Annotated in this window: 21 protein-coding genes; 17 read left to right on the forward strand and 4 right to left on the reverse strand. The window is 40.8% G+C overall.

From position 1 onward, the window contains the following. Positions 1–19 precede the first annotated feature (19 nt). From metG to HPE63_RS06445, 5 genes are all read left to right on the forward strand, one after another. On the forward strand, positions 20–2,116 hold the full coding sequence (gene metG, locus HPE63_RS06425; protein ID WP_188313432.1) for a methionine--tRNA ligase: 2,097 nt from the start codon (positions 20–22) through the stop codon (positions 2,114–2,116). 110 nt (positions 2,117–2,226) lie between these two features. Next, positions 2,227–2,550, forward strand: a complete 324-nt coding sequence (locus HPE63_RS06430; protein ID WP_188313433.1) for a GIY-YIG nuclease family protein — start codon at positions 2,227–2,229, stop codon at positions 2,548–2,550. A 49-nt stretch (positions 2,551–2,599) separates the two neighbouring features. Next, positions 2,600–4,723: a Tex family protein gene (locus HPE63_RS06435; RefSeq protein WP_188313434.1), complete on the forward strand. Its 2,124-nt coding sequence runs from the start codon at positions 2,600–2,602 to the stop codon at positions 4,721–4,723. A 75-nt stretch (positions 4,724–4,798) separates the two neighbouring features. Further along, the gene (locus tag HPE63_RS06440) at positions 4,799–5,317 is read left to right on the forward strand and encodes a ferritin (protein WP_188313435.1); all 519 of its coding nucleotides are present in this window, start codon (positions 4,799–4,801) and stop codon (positions 5,315–5,317) included. Positions 5,318–5,436: 119 nt separating this feature from the next. Continuing rightward, the gene (locus tag HPE63_RS06445; RefSeq protein WP_188313436.1) at positions 5,437–6,726 is read left to right on the forward strand and encodes a serine hydrolase domain-containing protein; all 1,290 of its coding nucleotides are present in this window, start codon (positions 5,437–5,439) and stop codon (positions 6,724–6,726) included. 116 nt (positions 6,727–6,842) lie between these two features. Here the strand turns inward: HPE63_RS06445 and HPE63_RS06450 are convergent, their stop codons facing one another. Then, complete coding sequence (locus HPE63_RS06450) at positions 6,843–7,175, reverse strand: single-stranded DNA-binding protein (RefSeq protein WP_188313437.1); 333 nt, start codon at positions 7,173–7,175, stop codon at positions 6,843–6,845. Between the two features lie 836 nt (positions 7,176–8,011). Here HPE63_RS06450 and HPE63_RS06455 point away from each other — a divergent pair. The 3 genes from HPE63_RS06455 (at position 8,012) to HPE63_RS06465 (ending at position 11,545) form a co-directional block, all read left to right on the forward strand. Beyond that, positions 8,012–10,564, forward strand: a complete 2,553-nt coding sequence (locus HPE63_RS06455; protein ID WP_223198073.1) for a beta-mannosidase — start codon at positions 8,012–8,014, stop codon at positions 10,562–10,564. Between the two features lie 134 nt (positions 10,565–10,698). Beyond that, positions 10,699–11,193: a DUF6265 family protein gene (locus HPE63_RS06460; RefSeq protein ID WP_188313439.1), complete on the forward strand. Its 495-nt coding sequence runs from the start codon at positions 10,699–10,701 to the stop codon at positions 11,191–11,193. A 1-nt stretch (position 11,194) separates the two neighbouring features. Further along, entirely contained in the window at positions 11,195–11,545 is a 351-nt protein-coding gene (locus HPE63_RS06465; RefSeq protein ID WP_188313440.1) for a hypothetical protein, read from the forward strand. Position 11,546: 1 nt separating this feature from the next. On the opposite strand, the gene HPE63_RS06470 is transcribed toward HPE63_RS06465, so the two are convergent. Further along, complete coding sequence (locus HPE63_RS06470) at positions 11,547–12,011, reverse strand: CBS domain-containing protein (RefSeq protein ID WP_188313441.1); 465 nt, start codon at positions 12,009–12,011, stop codon at positions 11,547–11,549. Between the two features lie 117 nt (positions 12,012–12,128). On the opposite strand from HPE63_RS06470, the gene HPE63_RS06475 reads away from it, so the two are divergent. The 4 genes from HPE63_RS06475 to HPE63_RS06490 all read left to right on the forward strand — a co-directional run bounded on the left by HPE63_RS06475 (position 12,129) and on the right by HPE63_RS06490 (position 16,549). Further along, the gene (locus HPE63_RS06475) at positions 12,129–14,414 is read left to right on the forward strand and encodes a M28 family peptidase (RefSeq protein WP_188313442.1); all 2,286 of its coding nucleotides are present in this window, start codon (positions 12,129–12,131) and stop codon (positions 14,412–14,414) included. Then, positions 14,407–15,216 (forward strand): Rossmann-fold NAD(P)-binding domain-containing protein, encoded by an 810-nt coding sequence (locus HPE63_RS06480; RefSeq protein ID WP_188313443.1) that lies wholly within the window; start codon positions 14,407–14,409, stop codon positions 15,214–15,216. Before HPE63_RS06475 ends, HPE63_RS06480 begins: the two co-directional genes overlap by 8 nt. A 122-nt stretch (positions 15,217–15,338) precedes the next feature. Next, positions 15,339–15,713 carry a hypothetical protein gene (locus HPE63_RS06485; RefSeq protein ID WP_188313444.1) on the forward strand — a complete coding sequence of 125 codons (375 nt, stop codon included), beginning with the start codon at positions 15,339–15,341 and terminating at the stop codon, positions 15,711–15,713. A gap of 137 nt (positions 15,714–15,850) precedes the next feature. After that, complete coding sequence (locus tag HPE63_RS06490; RefSeq protein ID WP_188313445.1) at positions 15,851–16,549, forward strand: hypothetical protein; 699 nt, start codon at positions 15,851–15,853, stop codon at positions 16,547–16,549. A gap of 108 nt (positions 16,550–16,657) precedes the next feature. Here HPE63_RS06490 and HPE63_RS06495 read toward each other — a convergent pair whose 3' ends face one another. Beyond that, positions 16,658–17,155, reverse strand: a complete 498-nt coding sequence (locus tag HPE63_RS06495; RefSeq protein WP_188313446.1) for a hypothetical protein — start codon at positions 17,153–17,155, stop codon at positions 16,658–16,660. A gap of 63 nt (positions 17,156–17,218) precedes the next feature. On the opposite strand from HPE63_RS06495, the gene HPE63_RS06500 reads away from it, so the two are divergent. The 5 genes from HPE63_RS06500 (at position 17,219) to HPE63_RS06520 (ending at position 22,701) form a co-directional block, all read left to right on the forward strand. Further along, positions 17,219–18,160, forward strand: a complete 942-nt coding sequence (locus tag HPE63_RS06500; protein WP_188313447.1) for an NAD-dependent epimerase/dehydratase family protein — start codon at positions 17,219–17,221, stop codon at positions 18,158–18,160. A gap of 295 nt (positions 18,161–18,455) precedes the next feature. Beyond that, on the forward strand, positions 18,456–19,091 hold the full coding sequence (locus HPE63_RS06505) for a (2Fe-2S)-binding protein (protein ID WP_188313448.1): 636 nt from the start codon (positions 18,456–18,458) through the stop codon (positions 19,089–19,091). Between the two features lies 1 nt (position 19,092). Continuing rightward, positions 19,093–21,438, forward strand: a complete 2,346-nt coding sequence (locus HPE63_RS06510; protein ID WP_188313449.1) for a xanthine dehydrogenase family protein molybdopterin-binding subunit — start codon at positions 19,093–19,095, stop codon at positions 21,436–21,438. A 10-nt stretch (positions 21,439–21,448) separates the two neighbouring features. Next, positions 21,449–22,465 (forward strand): FAD binding domain-containing protein, encoded by a 1,017-nt coding sequence (locus HPE63_RS06515; protein ID WP_188313450.1) that lies wholly within the window; start codon positions 21,449–21,451, stop codon positions 22,463–22,465. A gap of 68 nt (positions 22,466–22,533) precedes the next feature. Next, entirely contained in the window at positions 22,534–22,701 is a 168-nt protein-coding gene (locus tag HPE63_RS06520) for a hypothetical protein (RefSeq protein WP_223198074.1), read from the forward strand. Between the two features lie 86 nt (positions 22,702–22,787). Here the strand turns inward: HPE63_RS06520 and HPE63_RS06525 are convergent, their stop codons facing one another. Then, complete coding sequence (locus HPE63_RS06525) at positions 22,788–23,105, reverse strand: hypothetical protein (RefSeq protein WP_188313452.1); 318 nt, start codon at positions 23,103–23,105, stop codon at positions 22,788–22,790. Positions 23,106–23,107 lie beyond the last annotated feature (2 nt).

Below are 23,107 nucleotides of genomic sequence, written 5' to 3' on the forward strand. Positions count from 1 at the left end.
GGCTTAATTTTGAAAGTAAATGGCAGCAAAACCGAAAAGCCCAGCGAGATATACAATTACAGCCGCACTTCCTTACACCAATGGCCCTATCCATATTGGGCATTTGGCCGGTGTGTATGTCCCTGCTGACATCTATGCAAGATACCAAAGACTGCAAGGTAAAGATGTGGCCTTTGTTTGTGGGAGCGATGAACATGGGGTGGCCATTTCAATGAAAGCGAAAAAAGAAGGGGTCACACCAAAGGAAGTCATAGATAAATACCATGCCATCATCAAAAAATCCTTTGACGATTTTGGAATTTCCTTTGACAATTACTCCAGAACTTCGGCCGAAGTCCACCATAAGACGGCCTCTGAATTTTTTGTAAAGCTTTACGAACAAGGCGATTTTATAGAGGAGACCACAGCACAATTATACGACGAGGAAGCCAAGCAATTTTTGGCCGATCGTTTTGTCGTGGGTATTTGCCCCAAATGTGGCCATGAAGAGGCCTATGGCGACCAATGCGAGAATTGCGGGTCCACCTTGAACGCTACCGATTTGATTAACCCGAAATCGACCATATCAGGGGCCGTCCCTACATTAAAGGAAACCAAACATTGGTTTTTACCCCTGGATAGATATGAGGATTTTCTTAAGGAATGGATTCTTGTTGGACATAAAAACGACTGGAAACCGAATGTATACGGCCAATGTAAATCCTGGATAGATGACGGATTAAAACCCAGGGCGGTTACCCGGGACTTGGATTGGGGTATCCCGGTACCCGTAAAAGGTGGCGAGGGTAAAGTTTTGTATGTTTGGTTCGATGCCCCTATCGGTTATATTTCCTCTACCAAAGAATGGGCGGCACGTGAAGGCAAGGATTGGGAGCCATACTGGAAGAATCAAGACACCAAACTTTTGCATTTTATTGGTAAGGACAATATTGTGTTCCATTGTATCATTTTCCCTAGTATTTTAAAGGCACATGGAGAATATATATTACCGGACAATGTGCCTGCCAACGAGTTTTTGAACTTGGAGGGTAACAAACTCTCCACCTCCAAGAATTGGGCGGTTTGGTTGCACGAGTATTTGGAAGAATTTCCTGAAATGCAGGATGTTCTGCGATACACCTTAACGGCAAACGCCCCAGAGACCAAGGATAACGACTTTACCTGGAAAGATTTTCAGGCTCGGAACAACAATGAATTGGTGGCAATTTTCGGGAACTTTATCAATCGGGTTGTAGTATTGACCGATAAATATTATGGTGGTCAAGTCCCTGCCCCGGGTATCCTTTCGAAGGTTGATAAAGAAACCTTGGAAATGTTGAAAAAATACCCAAAGATTATCTCGAGTTCTATAGATAGGTATCGGTTCAGGGAAGCCAGTCAAGAACTTATGAATTTGGCACGTTTGGGCAATAAATATTTGGCCGATGAAGAACCATGGAAAGTCATAAAGGAAGATGAACAACGCGTACAAACAATACTGTTCGTAGCCCTTCAAATCGCAACCGGATTGGCTGTTCTAAGTGAACCCTTTTTGCCGTTTACTTCAAAGAAATTAAAACATATTCTGAATGTCAGTTCGAGTGATTCGACTTTGGAGAATCGTATCGAGAACGGATGGGAAGATGTTGCCACCAAAGAATCCTTACTGCCAGCCGGCCACCAAATAGGTGAAGCCGGATTACTGTTCAGAAAAGTAGAAGACCAGGAAATACAGGCCCAGTTGGATAAACTGGAAGCTACTAAAAAATCAAATGAGCAAATGAACAAGGAGGTTGAACCACAAAAAGATACGATTACATTCGACGATTTCTCAAAACTGGATATGCGTGTCGGTACCATTGTAGCGGCGGAAAAAATGGCAAAGGCCAAAAAATTATTGGTCTTGAAAGTAGATACCGGCCTAGATACCCGGACTATCGTATCGGGTATTGCCGAAAGTTTTACCCCTGAAGAAGTAGTAGGCAAAAAAGTCACCGTATTGATGAATCTTGCCCCTCGTGCTTTACGTGGGGTAGAAAGTGAAGGAATGATCTTAATGACTGAAAACACTGAAGGTAAATTGGTCTTTGTCAACCCCGATGAAGACGGGGTTGGGAATGGGTTGACGATTAATTAATACTAGAGTAACACCGAGAGTAATCGAGACCATTCATAGAAGGTTGCTATTTGATATTCGTGATGTCCGGTCGAGCGCAGTCGAGACCTGGATTAAAGCAGTAAATTATAATGAAATTCTACTATGTTTATATATTATTATGCTCGGATGGAATAACGTATACCGGAATTACAAATGATATTGAGAGAAGATTCGACGAGCACCAACAGGGTCTAAACAAATCTTGTTTCACCCATAAAAGAAGACCTGTCGAGTTAATTTTCCATCAAGAATTCAATGATGTAGTGCAAGCCATTTATTTTGAAAAGAAAATCAAAAAATGGAGTGGTAAAAAGAAAATTGCCCTGGCCAAAGGCAAATATGACCTATTACAAATTTTGGCAGAGTGTAGAAATGTTTCACACTCTGATTTTAAACCTACTGACAAAGATTAAGGTCTCGACTGCGCTCGACCGGACATTAAATCCAATAACAAAAAGATAAATGCAACTCATCCCCTACATTGCCAAACACACCCAACTGCCTGAAAAAGGGATAAGCAATACCGTGGCACTTCTTAATGAAGACTGCACGGTCCCTTTTATTTCACGTTATCGTAAAGAACGGACTGGGAATTTGGATGAGGTGCAAATCGGTGCCATAGTCACTTTTAAATCGCAATTCGAGGCACTTGAAAAACGCAAGGCGACTATTATCAAAACTTTGGAGGAACAAGAAGTACTCTCCAAAGAACTAGGTGAAAAAATAAATCAAGCCGAGGACTTAATTACGCTTGAAGACCTCTACCTTCCGTTTAAAAAGAGTAAAAAGACCAAAGCCGAAACGGCCCGTAAAAATGGATTGGAACCCTTGGCAAAGATTATCATGGCGCAACGCAGTGATGGGTTGGAAAAAATTGCATTAAGGTTTTTAAACGATGCCGTTCAAAATGAGGATCAGGCCCTGGAGGGTGCCCGGCATATTATTGCGGAATGGATTAATGAACGTACTGATATCCGTAATCAATTGCGGTTTCAACTGGATAGATTTGCCCAGATAACCACTAAGGTCATCCCCACCAAAAAAGAAGAAGAAAAAGCCCAAAAGTTCAGGGATTATTTTGATTGGAGCGAATCACTGGGTCGGTGTCCATCACATCGTCTCTTGGCCATTCTTAGAGCCGAAAACGAGGGTTTCATTCGGGTAAAAATAGAAATTGACAATGACCGTGCTTTAAAAAAAATAGAAGAACGAATACTTAAAAGCAACAATGCATGCACTATCCAATTAAAGGAGGCCATTCAAGATGCATATAAACGCCTCTTATTCCCATCCCTATCCAATGAAACCCTGAAAAAAGCCAAAGAAAAAGCCGATGATTCGGCTATTGAGGTGTTTTCAAAAAACCTGAAACAATTGTTATTAGGGGCTCCCTTAGGTGAAAAACGAATATTGGCCATCGATCCAGGTTTTAGAACGGGTTGTAAAGTAGTTTGCCTAAGTGAACAGGGCGATTTGGAACATAATGAGACCATTTACCCCCATGCGCCCCAAAACGATAGTAAAGGGGCTATCAAAAAAATAAGTTCTTTGACCGATGCCTATAAAATAGATGCTATTGCCATCGGTAATGGTACGGCATCCAGGGAAACGGAGCAATTGATAAAGCGTATTCATTTTAGAAATCCTATTGAGGTTTTTGTAGTGAACGAAGCTGGAGCTTCTATCTATTCCGCCTCAAAAATCGCCCGTGATGAATTTCCGAATTACGATGTTACCGTTAGAGGAGCGGTTTCCATTGGGCGACGATTAGCCGACCCCTTGGCGGAATTGGTTAAAATTGACCCGAAATCGATCGGCGTAGGCCAGTATCAGCACGATGTTGACCAGAATAAGCTTAAGATTTCGTTAGATTCCGTTGTGGAAAGTTGCGTGAATTCGGTGGGTGTCAACATCAATACGGCAAGCGTACCCTTATTAAGCTACGTATCGGGTATTGGGCCCAAATTAGCTGAAAATATTGTTGCCTACAGAAACGAAAAGGGTGCCTTTGAAAGTAGGGAGGCCATAAAAAATGTGCCCCGCTTGGGCAGCAAGGCTTTTGAACAGGGCGCAGCCTTTCTCAGGATTAAAAATGCAAAAAACCTCTTGGATGATTCCGCAGTACACCCTGAAAGTTATAGTGTCGTTGAATCCATGGCCAAGGATATGGGTAAAAGCGTTTCGGACTTGATCGGAAATAAATCCCTCTTACAAGGCATTGAACTACAGCGATATTGCACTTCCAACATCGGACTATTTACCTTAAAGGATATTGTACAGGAACTGGAAAAACCCGGCTTGGATAGGCGAGAAAAAGCCAAGGTGTTCACCTTTAATCAAAATATCAGATCTATCAATGATCTACAGCCAGGCCAATTACTTCCGGGAATCGTGAATAACATCACCAATTTTGGTTGTTTTGTAGACATCGGTATCAAGGAAAGCGGCCTTATTCATGTTTCCAACCTGGCAGATGCATTTGTTAAGGATGTAAATGAACATGTAAGTCTCCACCAGCAAGTTATTGTAAAAGTTCTAGATATAGACATCCCAAGAAAGCGAATTCAACTAAAACTGCATAAGTAAAGTTCCTCAATTAACTTGATATATATCATCCAAAGAGGTTATTTTTCTTTGTAATTTTATACAAATTGAAAAATTATGTTATCTGAAAAATTAGAAAAAGCCCTCAACAAACAAATACAGATTGAGGCAGAGTCATCACAAGTATATCTATCAATGGCCTCTTGGGCCGAAGTTAAGGGATTGGAAGGCATCGCCACGTTTATGTACGACCAATCGGATGAAGAACGTATGCATATGCTAAAATTGATCAAGTACGTGAATGAACGTGGAGGGCATGCCAAAGTGTCGACCTTGAAAGCACCAAAACTGGATTTTGGCACGTTCCAAAAAATGTTCAAGGAGCTATTGGAACATGAGATTTTTGTATCGAACAGTATCAATGACCTAGTGCATATCACTTTACAGGAAAAGGACTATGCTACCCATAACTTTTTACAATGGTACGTAGCCGAACAGATAGAGGAAGAAGCCCTGGCTAGGACGATTTTGGATAAAATAAACCTTATCGGTAACGATAAAGGTGGACTTTATCTTTTTGATCGCGATGTGCAACAGATTACGGCCAATAGTGCCGCAGCACCTCCGGGTGTATAATTAATGGGTATTAGCGTGGAGATTTTTAGGGGATTACTTTATAAAAAGCAGTTAAATTAATACCTTTCTATCTGTACATATTCATTTTGTGCATTTTTGGCAACCCTGAAAGCAAGCTTATGAAGCCAATTGTTCTTTTTATTGCGGTACTTTTTCACGCTTTGACCATTGCCCAAACCACATCGGTACAATTCTCCCCTCCGCTTACCGAAGCAACACCTGAAAGTGTCGGCTTGTCTTCGGAACGCTTGGCGCGAATAGATGACATGCTGCAATTTAATGTCGACAATGGCAATCTCCCAGGTATCGTTGCCCTTATTGCCCGGAATGGAAAAATCGTTTTTCATAATGCTTATGGTATGGCTGACAACACCTCGGGTAAAGCAATGGAAACCGATGCCATTTTTAGGATTGCCTCCCAGACCAAGGCCATTACCTCCACTGCCGTGATGATTCTTTGGGAAGAGGGAAAATTTAAATTGGACGATCCCATTTCCAAGTTTATTCCCGAGTTCGGGGATGCTCAGATATTGGATACTTTCAATGAAACTGACTCGACCTATACCACCAAACCGGCCGAAGATCAAATAACCATTCGCGATTTGATTACCCATACTTCCGGTTTAGGTTATGGTGTGATCGATAGTGATGAACGATTTAAAAAAATCTATGCCAAAGCCGGTATAACCGACCTCTTCACGACCAAGGATATCAGTATTGGGGAAAGTGTAAAAAAATTGGCCAAACTACCACTGCACCATAACCCTGGAGCCCAATATACCTACAGTGAAGGGCTGGATGTGCTAGGTTATTTTATCGAAATTGTTTCAGGAATGTCCTTTGATGAATTTCTGAAATCCCGTATTTTCGAACCGTTGGGCATGGAGGATACCTGGTTCTACCTTCCTAAAAACAAACAAGACCGTTTGGTTTCCGTTCAACAAAAAGTCGATGGAAAATGGAAAAAGTATCCGATTACCTTTTATGATACCGATTATCCCAAGAAAGGGGCGAAACGCTTTTTCTCAGGAGGTGCCGGACTTTCAAGTACTGCCAAGGACTATACCACTTTTTTACAGATGTATTTGAACAAAGGCGAACTAAATGGTATACGTATTTTAAGCCGTACTACTGTACAAAGTATTATGGGTAACCAAATCGGTGATATTTGGGGCGATGGACCCAAACATTATGGTTTGGCTTTTGGAGTGGTAACCGAGAATGGACAAGATGCCGGTGGAATTGGCAGTGCGGGAACATTTGATTGGGGCGGATATTTTAATACCCAATATTTTGCTGATCCCAAGGAACAGGTAATTGGTGTTTTGATGAAACAAACCCAAGGATCCGTGCAGGATGATACAGGCTGGAAGTTTCGGCAAATGGTGGGGGCAGCCGTGGATGATTGATTCCTATCATGAGAACAAGTAATCATGGTGAATAAAATAAAGCGATCTCACTAGGGTATTTTCCCAAGATGAGATCGCTTCATTTCTGAACTGAAGGTTAAGGACGATTTAACCTATTACTTCCCTAACATTAGCAGTTCATTGCATCTTATTTCAGTAATATATCTTTTTTCACCTTCCTTGTTTTCATAAGAACGGTGTGTCAATTTACCTTCAACGGCTACCTCGTTTCCTTTGGTTAAATAGTTCTCGACGATCTCTGCAGTTTTTCCCCAGGCGACCACATTGTGCCATTGGGTGTCGGTGACCTTTTCGCCTTTGGCATTCTTATAGGTTTCATTGGTTGCAATAGAGAATTTGGCTAATTTGTTGCCACCATCCAAGTTTACGATTTCAGGGTCGTTACCCAAGTTTCCAATCAACTGTACTTTGTTTCTAAGTGCGTTCATAATTTCTAATTTTAAGTGTTAAACAGTTAATACTACCGAACCTCCTTGATTCGACAGCACAAACCTAACACCCCGAAAAACTTTTATTCGGTTGTAAAATAATTACTTTCGTTTGTAAACGGTTGTATTCGTTTGTATACTTTTTTAAGATTGATAATCAATAACTTACTTAATCCATTGCTACATGTGAACTTTGTTTTTTTAATCATTTTACGTACGACAGTACGCATTTGTTCTTAAGTCAGACATCCCAACGACAGAAATAAATTCGACATTGTTGCAAATCCTAATCGGATATAAATTATAGACACTAATTAATAATTGGTAGTAAAAATTCAAGAATTACAACTCCAAGCAGACCTATCCTAGGCGATTGAAATAATAGATATTGATATATCATTATTGAGTTTTCCGAAGAAATAACGATTCTGCATAGCACGGAATTTTACCGAATCGCAAGCCATAACCCGTCGCATACTCTACTATATGAACAGGATCAATCTAACTATGATACGATATGATCTTTTTCATATACAGAAGTGTTCAGTACTTGTTTTAGAAGCGGGCATCCTTTAATTTTGGTAAAAAGGATGAAAGTCCGTTGTTCGTTGGGATTGATCCGATTTTCCTGATACCCAAAATATTTTGTGAAGCAGGTATTTCCGAACACGGGTGAACTCTTGACCTCAAAAAAGAAAGAATCAATATACTAGTGGACTAATTCAGGGGGTGACTTGCTTCTGTACTTCATTCTTTGATTGTTGTCCGTTCTATACATATTTTTAAATACAACGATGCGCAGAACAACTAAATTCCGCCAAACCCTATTTTTTATTATGGCAACCCTTTTACTGTCCAGTTGTGGAAATAAACCTGCAGTTTTGGAGATTGATTTAAACCAAAATTGGACCTTCAAAAAAGTCCAGGATACCTTGTGGAACAAAGCCACCGTCCCAGGAACAGTCCACACCGATTTGATTGACATAGGCGAAATCCCCAATCCCTACTACAGGCTGAACGAACATGATTTACAATGGATCGATAAGGAAAATTGGGAATACAAAACCCTTATTAAAGTCTCGAAGGAAGTACTGGCCAAAGAGCGTATAGAACTGCATTTTTCAGGACTCGACACGTACAGCAAGATATACCTGAACGATTCCTTGATCCTACAGACCGACAATATGTTCCGGAATTATACGGTCGAGGTAAAACCTCTATTACAACTTGGGGATAATAGAATACATATCCTATTAGAATCCCCTATCAACAAGGGTTTGGAAAAATATGATGCCCTAGGTTATAAAATCCCCGTCTCGGATAACGATCTTTCAAAGATCGGTAAGGTTGAAGGTGAAAAGCAAGTAAGTATTTTTACCAGAAAGGCCGGTTACCATTTTGGATGGGACTGGGGACCCCGATTGGTGACTTCCGGAATTTGGCGGCCTATAAAACTGCGAAGTTATAACCATCATAAAATTGATGATCTTTTCATTCAGCAAGAAGCCATAGGTGAAAAAGCCAACCTCACGGCACACATCGAATTGAGTGCAACAGAAATTAATGACAAATCCAAAATCGAAATCCTCGTTAATGATTCCATTGTCAAGACCCAAGAGGTCGCACTTGAGGTAGGAAAAAATAATTTCAATATCCCTTTTGAAATAGAAAACCCCCAACTATGGTGGCCAAACGGCATGGGGGCCCAGGTACTGTATACCATAGAAGCCCAAGTAGTCTCCGATTCCTATGTGGACAAGAAAGCCCATAAAATAGGATTGCGAACCATTGAACTTGTTCGGGAACCCGATGCCATTGGGGCTTCCTTCTTCTTTAAGGTAAATGGCCATCCCGTATTTATGAAAGGGGCAAATTACATTCCCCAAGATGTCTTCCTGCCAAGGGCGAAACAAGCCGAATACGAACATATTTTGTCCTCCGCCAAGGAAGCCAATATGAATATGCTACGTGTTTGGGGCGGCGGAATTTATGAAGATGATATGTTCTACCAAATGTGCGACGAAAAGGGACTCCTCGTTTGGCAAGATTTTATGTTCGCCTGTGCAATGTTTCCAGGAGACCCATCCTTTCTCGACAATGTAAGACAAGAGGCCATAGACAATGTTAAAAGACTACGAAACCATACCTCAATTGCCCTTTGGTGTGGCAACAATGAAATACTGTCTGCCTGGGAAAACTGGGGCTGGAAAAATCAGGTAGCCCAAGAACAGTCCAAACCAATTGCTGATACCATTTGGAAAGCCTATGATGATATTTTCCATAAAATCCTGCCAGAAGTAGTACAGGAATTCAATAATAGTCGTGCCTATTGGCCCTCGTCCCCCGGTAGTGATTTTGGGAAAAAGGAATCCCTCGAAAAAGGGGACGCCCATTACTGGATGGTCTGGTGGGGCAAAGAACCGTTTGATAAGTATACCACTGAAATACCCCGATTTATGTCAGAGTATGGATTTCAATCCTTTCCGGAATTGTCGACCGTTGAAAAATACACCCAACCTAAAGACCATGATATCTATTCCGAGGTAATGACCTCGCATCAAAGGTCAAGCATCGGCAATGTAACGATTGAAGAATATATGCTACGCCACTATAAAAAGCCGAAAGATTTTGCAAGCTTTCTGTATGTTAGCCAATTATTGCAGGCCCACGGGGTAAATGTTGGCATCGAGGCCCACAGAAGAAACCGGGAACGTTGTATGGGTAGCCTATACTGGCAAATCAATGACTGTTGGCCGGTAGCTTCTTGGTCTAGTATCGATTATTACGGCAAATGGAAAGCCCTGCAATATAAGGCGAAAAAGTCTTTCAAAAATTTTCTTATCAGTAATGAAGATAAGGCAGATCGGTTGAATGTATTCATAGTTTCCGACTCTTTGAAAAGCATTAATGCCAAATTGAAAATCCGATTACTCGATTTTGAAGGCAATGAACTGAACCAATGGGAAGAAGAAGTAGTTGTTGCACCTAACACCTCCCAACAATATGTTACACTTCTAAAAAATGATTTTCTAAAGGGAAAGGATTCCGAAAATATACTTTTACACGAAGCATTGTATGTTGGTGATAAAATACAAACCGAAAATATTCACTATTTATCACCATTTAAGCAACTGGATTTTCCAGATCCAGAGCTCTCATTTACCGTAAAGGAAAACCCCGATGTTTTTGAAGTGACCTTGAACACCAAAAAACTGGCCAAGGATGTTTTTCTATCTTCAGGATTCATCGCTAATTTCTCGGATAATTATTTTGATATGCTTCCGAACACCCAAAAAACCGTGACCATTAAAAAAACAAAAAGAGAAGATTTGGAATCATTCAAAAGTAAGCTCAGCATATTAACCTTAACAGACTCTTTTACGGACTGATATTAAGAAAGCCAAATTCTCTCAGGAAAATAGAATTGGATTGTTAACCAAATATGACTGCATTATCGCAGACTAAGCATTATTCATTTGTAATCGGATAATTCGTACCTTGTTGTCAACTAGAACTAAATCCGATGCAAAAAGTCCTCATACTATTACTTTGTTTTTCGGCAAACTGTTTTGCCCAGAACACCCTTTCGTTGCCGGCAACAAGTTCTTCACCAAAAGCGACTTTGGAGGATGTTTCATGGATTGCGGGCCACTGGAAAGGCGAAGCCTTTGGTGGTGTAACGGAAGAAATATGGAGTCCCCCATTGGGAGATTCCATGATGTTCGTCTTTAAATTGGTATCCGAGGGTAAAGTCAAGTTTTACGAGGCGGGACATATACAATACAAAAATGAAACGTTAGTATTGCAATTGAAGCATTTTGATAGCTCGTTGAAAGGTTGGGAGGAAAAAGAAGAAACCGTCGATTTCCCGTTGGTGAGATTGGAAGGCAATAGGATCTATTTCGATGGGTTTACCATTGAGAAAATAAGCGGGAACGAGATTAATATGTATGTGGTCATTGGCCAAAAGGATGGGTCTTCGGAGGAAGTAAAATTCAATTATAAAAAAATGGAATAGAATGCAAAAAAAGTGTTTGGAATGTGGAGCCGAAATCAGGGGACGTGTCGACAAAAAATACTGTTCTGACCAATGTAGGAATGCCTACAACAATAAAGTGAACAAGGATAGTAAAAACCTTATTCGCAATATAAACAACCGGCTTAGAAAGAATTACCGTATTTTGGATAGTTTTCCGCTAAAGGATGGAAAAACCAAAACCACACGGACACGGTTGATGGATAAAGGATTCGATTTTGAATTCATCACCAATCTTTATACCACCAAAAAAGGCACAACATATTACTTTCTATATGATTTAGGGTACTTACCCCTAGAGAATGACTATTATATGATCGTAAAACGCGAGTAGTCTATTTATAATTCTGGCCACTAAGCTTCAAAGCGGCAATAACGATATCCTTACGGCTTATTTGACCAACGACCAACCCATCTTTCATTACGGGTAACCTTCTTCGATGATGCTTGTCAAAAATACCTGCGGCATCGAATATAGAGATATCGTGGGGTATTGTCTCCACTTCTTTTGACATATACTTTTCAACACTTTTGTCAAGAATAGGCTGGTTGAAATAACGGCTTTCAGAAATCTGTTTCATGCAATCTGCCTCGGAAATAATTCCCACTAAAAAACCATTATCGTCCAACACCGGTCCTCCGGATATATGGTGTTTGGCAAATTTTTCCATGACCTCCAAAATGGACTGCTCCGGTGAAAAAGTAACCAACTTGGTGCTCATATAATCAGAGACCAAAATAGGAGCATCAAATTCCTTTTTGACCGCCTTTCTGAACCCTTGAAAACTCTTGATAGCCATAACTTTAAAATTTAGGTTGAAAACTAAAGATAGAAAAATTAATCTAATTCCATAAAATACTCGATGTAATGTGGCATCATCTTAGAATTTTATACTTTTAAGGTACAAGTATTTCATATGGATCGATTCACTAAAGTCATCACACTTTTACTTATTCTCCTTGCGGTTTATTGGGGTTTTAAAGCACAAATGCCTTCTTATTCAGGGGACCTTAATGCACCGGAAACCAATTTCTCCACAGATAGGGCATTGACCCATGTTGAAAGAATTTCCCAAAAACCCCATGGCGTCGGATTTCCTGCCCATGCCGAAGTACGGGAGTACATTATGGCCCAATTACAAGCATTGGGTTTGGAACCCTCCTTACAGGAAGGTTATACCGTAGGCGATTGGGGCAATTTGAGCAAGGCGACGAATATACTTGCGCGAGTCAAAGGAACTGGGACCGGTAAGGCGCTGCTCTTGCTTTCCCACTATGATAGTAGTCCACATTCTTCCTTGGGGGCCAGTGATGCAGGTAGTGGGGTGGCGACCATACTGGAAGGTGTACGCGCTTATCTTACAGAAGGAAAACAAGCGAAAAACGATATCATTATCCTCATTACCGATGCTGAGGAATTGGGGCTCAATGGGGCAGACCTGTTCGTTAATAAACACCCATGGGCAAAGGAGGTAGGCCTTATCTTGAATTTTGAGGCCCGGGGTAGTGGCGGACCTAGTTATATGCTCATTGAGACCAATCGAGGCAATGGAAAACTTATTGGGGAGTTTATAAAAGCGGATCCTAAATACCCTGTGGCCAATTCATTGGTTTATAGCATTTATAAAATGTTGCCCAACGATACCGATTTAACGGTTTTTAGGGAAGATGGGGATATTGAGGGATTGAATTTTGCATTCATCGATGACCACTACGATTATCACACGGTTCGTGATAATTATGAACGATTAAACCGAAATACCCTGGCCCACCAAGGCAGCTATTTAATGCCCTTATTGACTTATTTCGCGAACACTGATTTGGGGAACCTAAAGAGCTTGGATGATTTCATCTATTTCAATGTGCCCTTCTTTAAACTTGTTTCTTATCCTTTTGAATGGATCTGGCCCATGTTCATCTTGGCCGTACTCTTTTTTGGAATCCTATTGGTAATCGGGTTTCGGAAAAGAGTAATCCTTGGGAACGAAATCCTTAAGGGATTTCTACCCCTGATCATTTCTTTGGTCATTAATGGGGTTGTCGGTTTTTATAGCTGGACCGTGCTCAAATGGATCTATCCTGGATATACCGACATTCTGCATGGATTTACCTATAACGGCCATGCTTATATAGCCGCCTTTGTACTATTCTCCATAGCCACTTGTTTTTGGGTATATCATAAATTCAAAAAGGTTGAAACGCCAAATCTCTTGGTTGCACCCATATTCTTTTGGTTGCTTATATGTGGTTTGGTCTCGGCCTATTTACCTGGGGCAAGCTTTTTCGTTATTCCCGTCTATGCCCTTTTGGTTTCATTTATGGTGGTAATCAACCAAAAAAGTCCAAATGCATATCTTTTGTTCCTATTCGCTGTACCTGCCTTATGGATGTACGCGCCCTTCATTAAAATGTTCCCCGTTGGCTTAGGGTTGAAAATGATGGTAGCTGCCACACTTTTGACTACCCTGACCTTTTATTTACTGCTTCCCGTTTTCGGATTTTACAAAAATAAAAATCGCATAGCGGTGCTAGGGTGTTTGCTTTTTCTTGGGTTTATGGCTTCAGCGCATTTCAATTCAGGTTTTACCAAAGAAAATGCAAAGCCCACGAGCCTTCTGTATGTATTGGACACCGATGCCTCTACGGCCCTTTGGGCCACTTATGAAAATCTGATCTCTGATTGGACAGCCCAATATATAAATGATGCCAAAAAAATTCCGGAAAAACTGGCCGATAAAACCATCAGTAGTAAGTATTCTTCTGGATTCAGCTATGTAGCCGTAGCCCCGATAAAGGATATAGCATCCCCCAAAATCGATATTAGTCTAGATACCGTAATTGAGAACGAGCGTATTTTAGAGCTGTGTATCATTCCGCAACGAAATGTTAACCGATTGGAAGTATTTACCAATGACGTTGAAATCAAGAAGGCTGTTGTAAATGCAAAAGTGTTATCGCCCTATTATTTGGCCAACAGGAAAAATGGAAAGTTGATTACCCATTATATAAGTAATAATGAGTATACCGACCTTCTACTTACCTTGCCTAAAGGGGAGAAACTGGAGTTAACATTCTATGAGGCCTCAAACGACCTGTTGCACAATGCCCAATTCACTGTGCCGGAAAGACCTGAAGACCTTATTCCAATGCCCTTTGTCCTAAATGATGCCATCCTGTTGACCAAAACCATAACCTTTGAATAAGAGCATTGCCATTATGGGTTGTGGATGGCTAGGATTTCCTTTGGCCCAATCGCTCATTAAACAAGGCTTTAAAGTATATGGAACGACAACCTCAACAAACAAACTCCCAGTACTTGAAAAGGCAGGGATCGTTCCTTTTTTAGTCTCTGTTTCCGAAGAGCGTATAGAAGGGCAAATAGTAGAATTGTTGGGTAATTCGGAATCTTTGATTATTAATATTCCACCTAAACTACGAGGAAGCAATCGTGGGAATTATGTCCAGAAAATGGCCCTTGTACGACAAGCCGTAATCGCATCGAAGATCCGTAATATAGTTTTTATAAGTAGTACATCGGTATACGGGGATGGGCAGGGCAAGGTAACAGAAGTGGTACCGCCTGAACCGACTTCCGAATCCGGAAAACAGGTATTGTCCGCTGAAAAACTGATAAGCAACATCCCCAATGTTGAGACGACCATCATCCGATTCGGGGGATTGATCGGGAAAGATAGACATCCGATCACAATGTTATCGGGCAAAAAGGACTTACGCAATGGTAATCATCCGGTGAATTTAATTCATTTGGATGACTGCGTTGCCCTTATAAATTCTGTTTTAAAAAAGCATTGGTGGGGTGAAGTATTCAATGCCGTATACCCTATACATCCCACCAAAGAAAAATATTATCAGCAGATAGCACTAAAAAGGGGAGTTATGCCGCCAGAATATGTTCAAAATTCGAAATTTTCAGGAAAAATAATCGACTCAAGTAAGCTAATAAGTGTTAAAAAGTTCAGATTTAAGACCTCAATCTTCGATTAATTCACCACAAAAAAGTAGGTTTTCACAACAAAAACCCCTCTTTTGTGTTAATTAAATCCTTGTTTTTAAACACTTTATCGATGAAATGCATAACTTTAAGTAAACCATAAAATTCGATTGTCATGGAAAATTCAACATTACGTACTAGACTTAAAACGGAGATTGAGAATTTAATTTCCAAGAGTTGCGCCAACCAACAATCGACCAAAAAATATGAAACATTACATGTTGCGCTTTTGAAGAAATACTATAACGCAGCAGATGTATCCATTGATTATCACAGAAAAAGGGTGGCTATGGATATTGTAATTGATGACAAGTATTATCACCCTACCAAGGTGAATACCCGTATCCCAATATTACATGCGAATCTTTTGTTCAAAAACCTAAAGGATTTTTTAAGGTCATGTATTGAAATGGATGCAAAAAGTATGGGGTTTTATGCGGGACTCTTACGCACATTCGCTAAAAAGGATGTGAAACTGACCGTTGTTTGATTCATTAATAATACATTTAAAATTAGAGGTGCCTACAAGGCACCTTTTTTTATTGTTGATTTAAGGCTTTTCTTAACAGCTTATTATCAATAAATTTAATAGTTTAGCGCACCAAAAATCAACAAAACACAAGCGAAATGAGAAAGATTGCCTTTGTGGTTCTATGTGCCACTAGTTTCATGGTCAATGCCCAATCAAATGCCGAATTGCAAAAGCATTATGAAGCCTTTTACAAAGAAATGAGGATGCAGGCCGATGTAGATGGCATGATCAATGCACTGACCCATCTTAATGTACTTTCGCCTTCCAAAGCAAGAAAGGATACCCTTGCTTATATCTACACCAATAACAATCAACATATGCAGGCCCTGAATACCATAGGGATCGAAAAAAACGAATCTGATTCCGACTTGGCCGTGCAAGTAAAGGCCATTTCCTTAAAGGCCATAAACCAACCCAAAAGGGCCTTGGAACAATTTGAGATTTTGAACAAACGTACCCCAAATCCCTATTTGGCCTATGAATTGGCCGATTTAAAAATCCAGACCGGAGACCCACTTGGGGCTAGTACTAATATTGAATTTGGTATTGCCAATGCCACGGATGATATGAAATATGCTTTTTATGAAAGGCAGCAACCTTATGAAGCCTCATTGAAAGCCGCTTTCTTACATTTAAAAGCACTCACCACCTACAATCAGGACAAAACCAAAATCGACGAGGCCATTGCACTGATCGATGAGGCTTTGAAAATTGATCCCAATTTTAATTTGGCAAGTTTAAGCAGGCAAGCTTTGGAAACCAGAAAAACACAACCCACCGAAGAAAAGAAATAACGCAACCATTAGGTCTTTTATTGACATTTCATAGAGGTCTGGAGGTTTAGCAAAAAGAGTAGCACTGCTAGGTTAAAAAGGCGTGGATGTAGTTAGGATGGAAATGTTCTATTCTTCTTCTAAAATCAATTTGGCATCCAAGGTTTGGTTCACGACCCCATTGAACTTTTCACGGAGCAAATTATAAGCTACGATCATTTGATGCACCGAAGGTTCAGGATCCAAATAATAGATTAAGTCTCCCTTTACTTTTAGGACATAGGTCTTAAATACCTTTTGACGGCTTTTAACCTGGGGTATATCAAATTCTTTTGGATAACTTGAATCTTCTAGTAAATTTTGCTCCTCGATAATGTTATCTATGGTTAGGCTCAAATCCTCCCTGTTGACCGCATTATAAATGGCATCAAAACTTATGTCCATGGCCAAAAATTCGGGCCATTCCCTTAAAATAGCATTAACCTTGGGGTCTACGGGTATTTTTTTCGGCCACGTATCCGTAGTTATTTCATAGCGGGAAGCATCCTGGTCTGTCTCCTCCTTTACCGTTTCTTTGCAAGAAACCGAAATGAAAAGCACTACCACGGTAATTAATAATTTATGCATAAAGCGAATGTACAAATTTTAATAAAGGCTATATTTACCAAGTATTTTTTTAACTAGATTTTAATGCAGAAATCCATCTTAATATTAGGGGCTTGTGGGCAGATTGGAACAGAACTTACTTATGCCCTTCGGGAAAAGTATGGAGACAATACCATAATAGCAAGTGATATACGGGAAGGAAACGAAAGCTTAATGGACTCCGGACCTTTTGAGCTTTTGGATGCCACGGATTACAATGCCTTGGAAGAGGTGGTCGCGTATTATGAAATTAGCGAAGTTTACTTGATGGCCGCCATGTTAAGTGCAACCGCCGAAAAATTTCCTATGCGTGCATGGAACCTGAATATGAATTCACTTTTCAATGTATTGAACCTTGCCAAGGAGAAAAAGATAGATAAAGTTTTTTGGCCCTCTAGTATTGCTGTTTTTGGGTCAAATACCCCATCGGAAAATACCCCGCAAAATACCATAATGGAACCTAGTACGGTTTACGGTATTAGTAAACAATCGGGCGAAAGATGGTGCAATTATTATTTTAATAAATATGGTGTAGATGTCCGAAGCATCCGTTATCCAGGTCTTATAAGTTGGAAAACCATGCCAGGTGGTGGTACTACCGACTATGCCATCGAAATTTACCATAAGGCATTGACCTCGAAAACGTATACCTGCTTTTTGGAAAAAGACACAAAGCTTCCTATGATGTTCATGGATGATGCCATTAGGGCAACCCTCTTACTTATGGAAAGCGATTCTGAAGATATTAAAATTCGATCATCATATAACCTGGCGGCAATGAGTTTCAGTCCCGAAGAGATCGCCGATAGCATACAGTCTAGAATCCCCGATTTCAATATTACCTACGACCCTGATTTTAGACAGGAAATTGCGGATTCATGGCCCAATAGTATAGATGACTCCCAAGCCCGTATTGATTGGGGATGGAAATCTGAATTTGATTTGGAAAAAACCACCGCCGAAATGTTGGATAATTTGGCCAAATAACTTAAAAGTTACCTAAAAGTGTTTTGCCAAGGGTATTTCCATTTTCATAATCTATCAACCTTTTTTCATAAGCCATTATTTCGGTAAATACCATATTTTATAATGCTATTTTTTCCAATGGCCTTCCTTTGATAATTTAAACAGATTTAGGTTGACCTTCTTTTAAGATATATTTAACAATATCAAATGGTTTTTAACTGGAAATCCTTGATTATTTATATAGCTTCTATATGAATAATTTAGTAACTTTCTTCTCTTTGGTTAATTAAAGGAAATAAACCCATATTCAAATTTTATGGAAGATAAAAAACAAGGAGCGGACTCCAATTCCAAAAAAGGGATAAGCCGACGAAGTTTTATTCGAGGTGCAGGATTGTCTACCGCTGGAAGCGTATTGTTGACTACCAATGCATTTGCATTTGGATCGGAGGAAAAACTAACAGCCGGCAAAGAGTTTGGCCCAGGGGCAACGACCATTCAAATGAAAATCAATGGCATGGTCGAATCGCTAAGCGTGGAACCGAGAACAACATTGGCCGCTGCCTTAAGAGACCATTTGGAACTTACAGGAACCAAGGTGGTCTGTGATCGGGGCTCCTGTTCGGCATGTACGGTCTATTTAGATGGGAAACCGGTGAATTCTTGTATGATGTCGGTTTTTGATGTCGGTGACAAGGAAATTACGACCATTGAAGGTATTGCGAAGAATGGCGAATTGCATCCGGTACAAGAGGCTTTTATAGAGCACGATGCATCCCAGTGTGGTTACTGCACACCGGGCATGGTCATGTCTTGTGTCCACTTGGTGGAAAACAATACCAACCCCACTCTAGACGATGTTAAAAACGCCACACGGGGCAATCTTTGTAGATGTGGCACACATCCTCATGTATTTAAGGCAACATTAGCGGCAGCAAATAAAACCAATTAAGATGGATACTAGAAAAGAAAAATTCCCATACGGTATTCCTGGACATAACTTAAGTGAAATAGAACGGGAAATTCCTATTGAAGAACCGCCAGTATGGCCTATCAACGATAAATTAAAAATAATCGGAAAAAGGGTCAATAGAATCGATGCCGTTGATAAAGTAACAGGTAAGGCGAAGTACACCTCGGACATGAAATTGCCCGGTATGCTATATGCCAAGATGTTGCGATCAAAGGTACCACATGCGGCCATCAAATCAATAGATATTAGTGAAGCCAAAAGTCTCGCTGGTGTTCATGCCATCTACCTTATAGAAAATACCCAGAAAGAGGGAGAAGAAAAAAATAATGGCAAATTCCCAATGGTAAAATATGTGGGCCAGCCTTTGGGAGGTGTTGCTGCGGATAGCCTGGAAATTGCCAAAGATGCGATTTCCTTGATCAAGGTGAATTATGAAGAGAAACCTTTCGTCATAGATCTTGAAGCTGCCATGGAAATGGATGCACCTATCGTTTTTGATGTACCTATAACACGTCAGGCCGATGGTGGGGATGTAGGTGAAGTACATGATGGCAGTAAAGGACAAGGTAATGTTAGGGGACCATCGACCAGTAGTTTCTTTGGGGGACCAAGAGGTGATTTGGAGCAAGGTTTCAATGAAGCGGATATTATCGTGGAAAAAACATACAGAACCCAAGTACAGACACACATGCCGTTGGAGACCCATGGCGTCGTTGTTGACTGGAGACCTGATATGATGATGGTTTATGCCTCTACTCAAAATACCAATGCCGTCAGAAATGAGATGGCTAGTATCTTCGGCTTGCCAAAGAGTAAAGTCCGGGTTGTATGTGATTTCATGGGTGGCGGATTTGGTGCCAAGCATAGTGCAGGCAGTTTCGGCCCAATGGCAGCTAATCTTTCCAAAAAAACAGGGAGACCCGTATGGTTAATGATGGATCGGCAAGAAGAACATATTGCAGAAGGGAACCGTCCAAATTCCATTCAGTACTTAAAAATAGGAGCTAAGAAAAATGGTACCCTGACCGCCATTCAACAACGTTCCCACGGAACCGCAGGAGTGGGACTAGGTGCCGGGGTGGGACGTATTGCCCAAGTCCTTTATCCCTGTCCTAATTTTGCAACTGAACAATACGATGTATTGACCAATGCAGGGCCTGGCGCGGCTTGGCGTGCACCTGGTAATGTTCAGGGCGCTTTTGGACTGGAACAGGCTATTGATGAAATGGCAGAAAAACTAAATATGGACCCGCTAAAATATCGAGACCTTATTGATAAAAGTGAGGTGCGTAAAATAGAACGCCAACGTGGAGCGAAACTTTTCAATTGGTCACGACGTCAACCTGCCGGTAGTGGCAAAGGTTTGGTAAAGAAAGGTCTTGGAGTAGGCCAATCCACTTGGCCGCGATTCGTTACTTTGGATTCTTCGGTAGAAGTCAAGATCCATAACGATGGTGGCGTTGAAATACGATCTAGCGTCCAGGATATAGGAACAGGAACAAAAACCATTCTTGCACAAGTGGTCGCTGAGGAATTAGGACTACAGGTAAACGATATTACCGTCAATATAGGGGATACTTTTTTCCCAGTAGGACCAGGTTCGGGAGGAAGTGTCGTTACGGGCTCCATTACCCCTCCTACCCGTAATGCAGCCTTTGAAGCGAAAACTGCTTTATTGAAGTTGGTTGCAAAAAAATGGGAAACCGATTCATCCGAATTGTTCATTGAAAATGGTCAAGTAGGGAGTAAAAAGGATGCCAATCTAAAAATGCCCTTTAAAGAGGCGACCAAACTCATGCGGACTAGCCAAATTAGTAAAATCGCAAGCCGATCAGATGATTATGGCGGCTTTCAACAGCCTTGGGGTCTCGCCTACGGCGATTTGGGCTCGGTGCAATTTGCGGAGGTAAGTGTAAATACCGATACGGGATTTGTAAAAGTAGATAAAATAGTCGCCGCCCATAGTTGCGGCAGACCACTCAATATTGGTCAATTGGAAAGCCAGATCAATGGGGGTGTCATACAAGGTATTTCTTACGCCCTATATGAAAATAGGATAATGGACACAGGAACGGGCCATATGATGAATGCCAATGTTGATCAATACAAGGTGCCATATTCTATGGAAATTCCTGAGATTGAAACCCTCATTGTGGAAGAATATTCCGCATTATCCTCCACTGATGCCTATGGCATTGGGGAACCTGCAAATATTGCAACGGCAGCTGCCGTTGCCAATGCAGTTTATAACGCTATCGGGGTAAGGTTGCATGAAATACCCATTACGCCATCAAGTATACTCAAAGCATTGAATAAAGTCTCTTAAATACTAAGACATGAATAAATTTAGTTGGTACGAAGCCACATCCATTGAAGATGCCCTTCAACAAGTAAACAAAACAGTATCCGAAGAGCTGTATCAGTCTACCAATAATGCAGCAGTTTTTAAATCAGGAGGTATTGATGTTTTTGACTGGGTAAAGGAAGGCCTGATCAATCCACAAAAAATCATCAATATTCGCAATATACCCGGTCTTGACGTTATCAGTTATGACGCTAAGGATGGTTTGCGTATAGGTTCCAATGTAACCTTGGCCGAAATGGCATCGAATTCCGATATAAAAAATCATTATTTGGCACTACATCAAGCGATAAACCATGCAGCCACACCACAATTGCGCAATATGTCCACCTTGGGTGGCAATATCGCCCAACGTAACCGTTGCTGGTATTTCCGTTCTGCAGACCATCAATGCTTCCGGAAGTCAGGAGATCGATGCTTTGCACGTCACTCCGAAACAGGTGAAAATGAGAATCACGCCATTATTGACAATGGCTCTTGTGTAAGTTTACATGCTTCCTCCATATCGACAGCACTTATGGCTTTTAATGCCAGTGTCGTTATCGTCAATAGTAAAGGAGAAAAGAAAAAGGTTTTAATGGATGACTTCTTTGTTTCCGCAGGACAGGATATTGCTATGGAAACCATCCTCCAAGCTAAGGAAATTATTACCGAAATAGTCCTCCCCGCACCCTCAAAGAATACGAAAAGCTATTATATAAAACAGGTGGCGCGTGAATCTTATGACTGGTCTCTCGGGGATGTGGCCGTAGTTATAGAAACTTCTGGGGATACCTGTAAATCTGCAAGTATCGTTCTAGGGGCGGCCGCCCCGGTACCATATCGTTCTGTTCAGGCCCAGCAGGCTATGGAAAAAAAGTCGATCAATAATACCAATGCTATGGCTGCAGCTGAGGCAGCCATGTCTGTTGCACGCCCACTTTCGAAAAATGGGTATAAGGTGCCCTTATTTAAATCTATTATTAGCGAAGCTATTTTAAAAATTACATAAAGATGGGAGAAAATAAACCAAGTAAACTTGGGATCTGCAAATTCCTTCGAGCTCGAAACCCATATGGCATGATGGAAGGAGGCGATCAACCTTGGCTTCTACTCGATGATGCGAACACGATATGCTGGTGCATTTCATCTGCAGGAGGGGCAGGGCCTGACAGTGGTTTAGTATCTCCCATGAACTGCACGAAAGGACGCAGTTGTTACGTCCCTGCGGATGCAGATGACCTATAGATAATCACTTTTAACGCGATTTCGGCTAGAATTAATTCCTAATCTTAGAATACTTGATAAGATAAAACACCAAAAACACCCTTTCCTTAGTCATCATCGTCATCGTCATTCCCATCCTCTGGTAAATCAGGATCAGGAACGGCTTCTGGATCGTCATCGTCATAATCCTCATAGTCATCCTCATCATAATTTTCCATGGTATACTCTAATTTCGCACTGATCTTGACCAAATATTTGGTATCATCAGTCAAAACTTCGACCGCCTCTACACGTTCACCGTTGGCATTTCTAAATGAAATGATATTACGATCATCGTAACCATCAGGATACCTTTCGACCAAAAGTTTTAGAACTTCCGGTGTAAGTTTTTTGAAATCTACTATAACTCTTTTAAGATTATCCATAA

This window comes from Maribacter arenosus, from assembly GCF_014610845.1.
Taxonomy (GTDB): Bacteria; Bacteroidota; Bacteroidia; order Flavobacteriales; family Flavobacteriaceae; genus Maribacter_A; species Maribacter_A arenosus.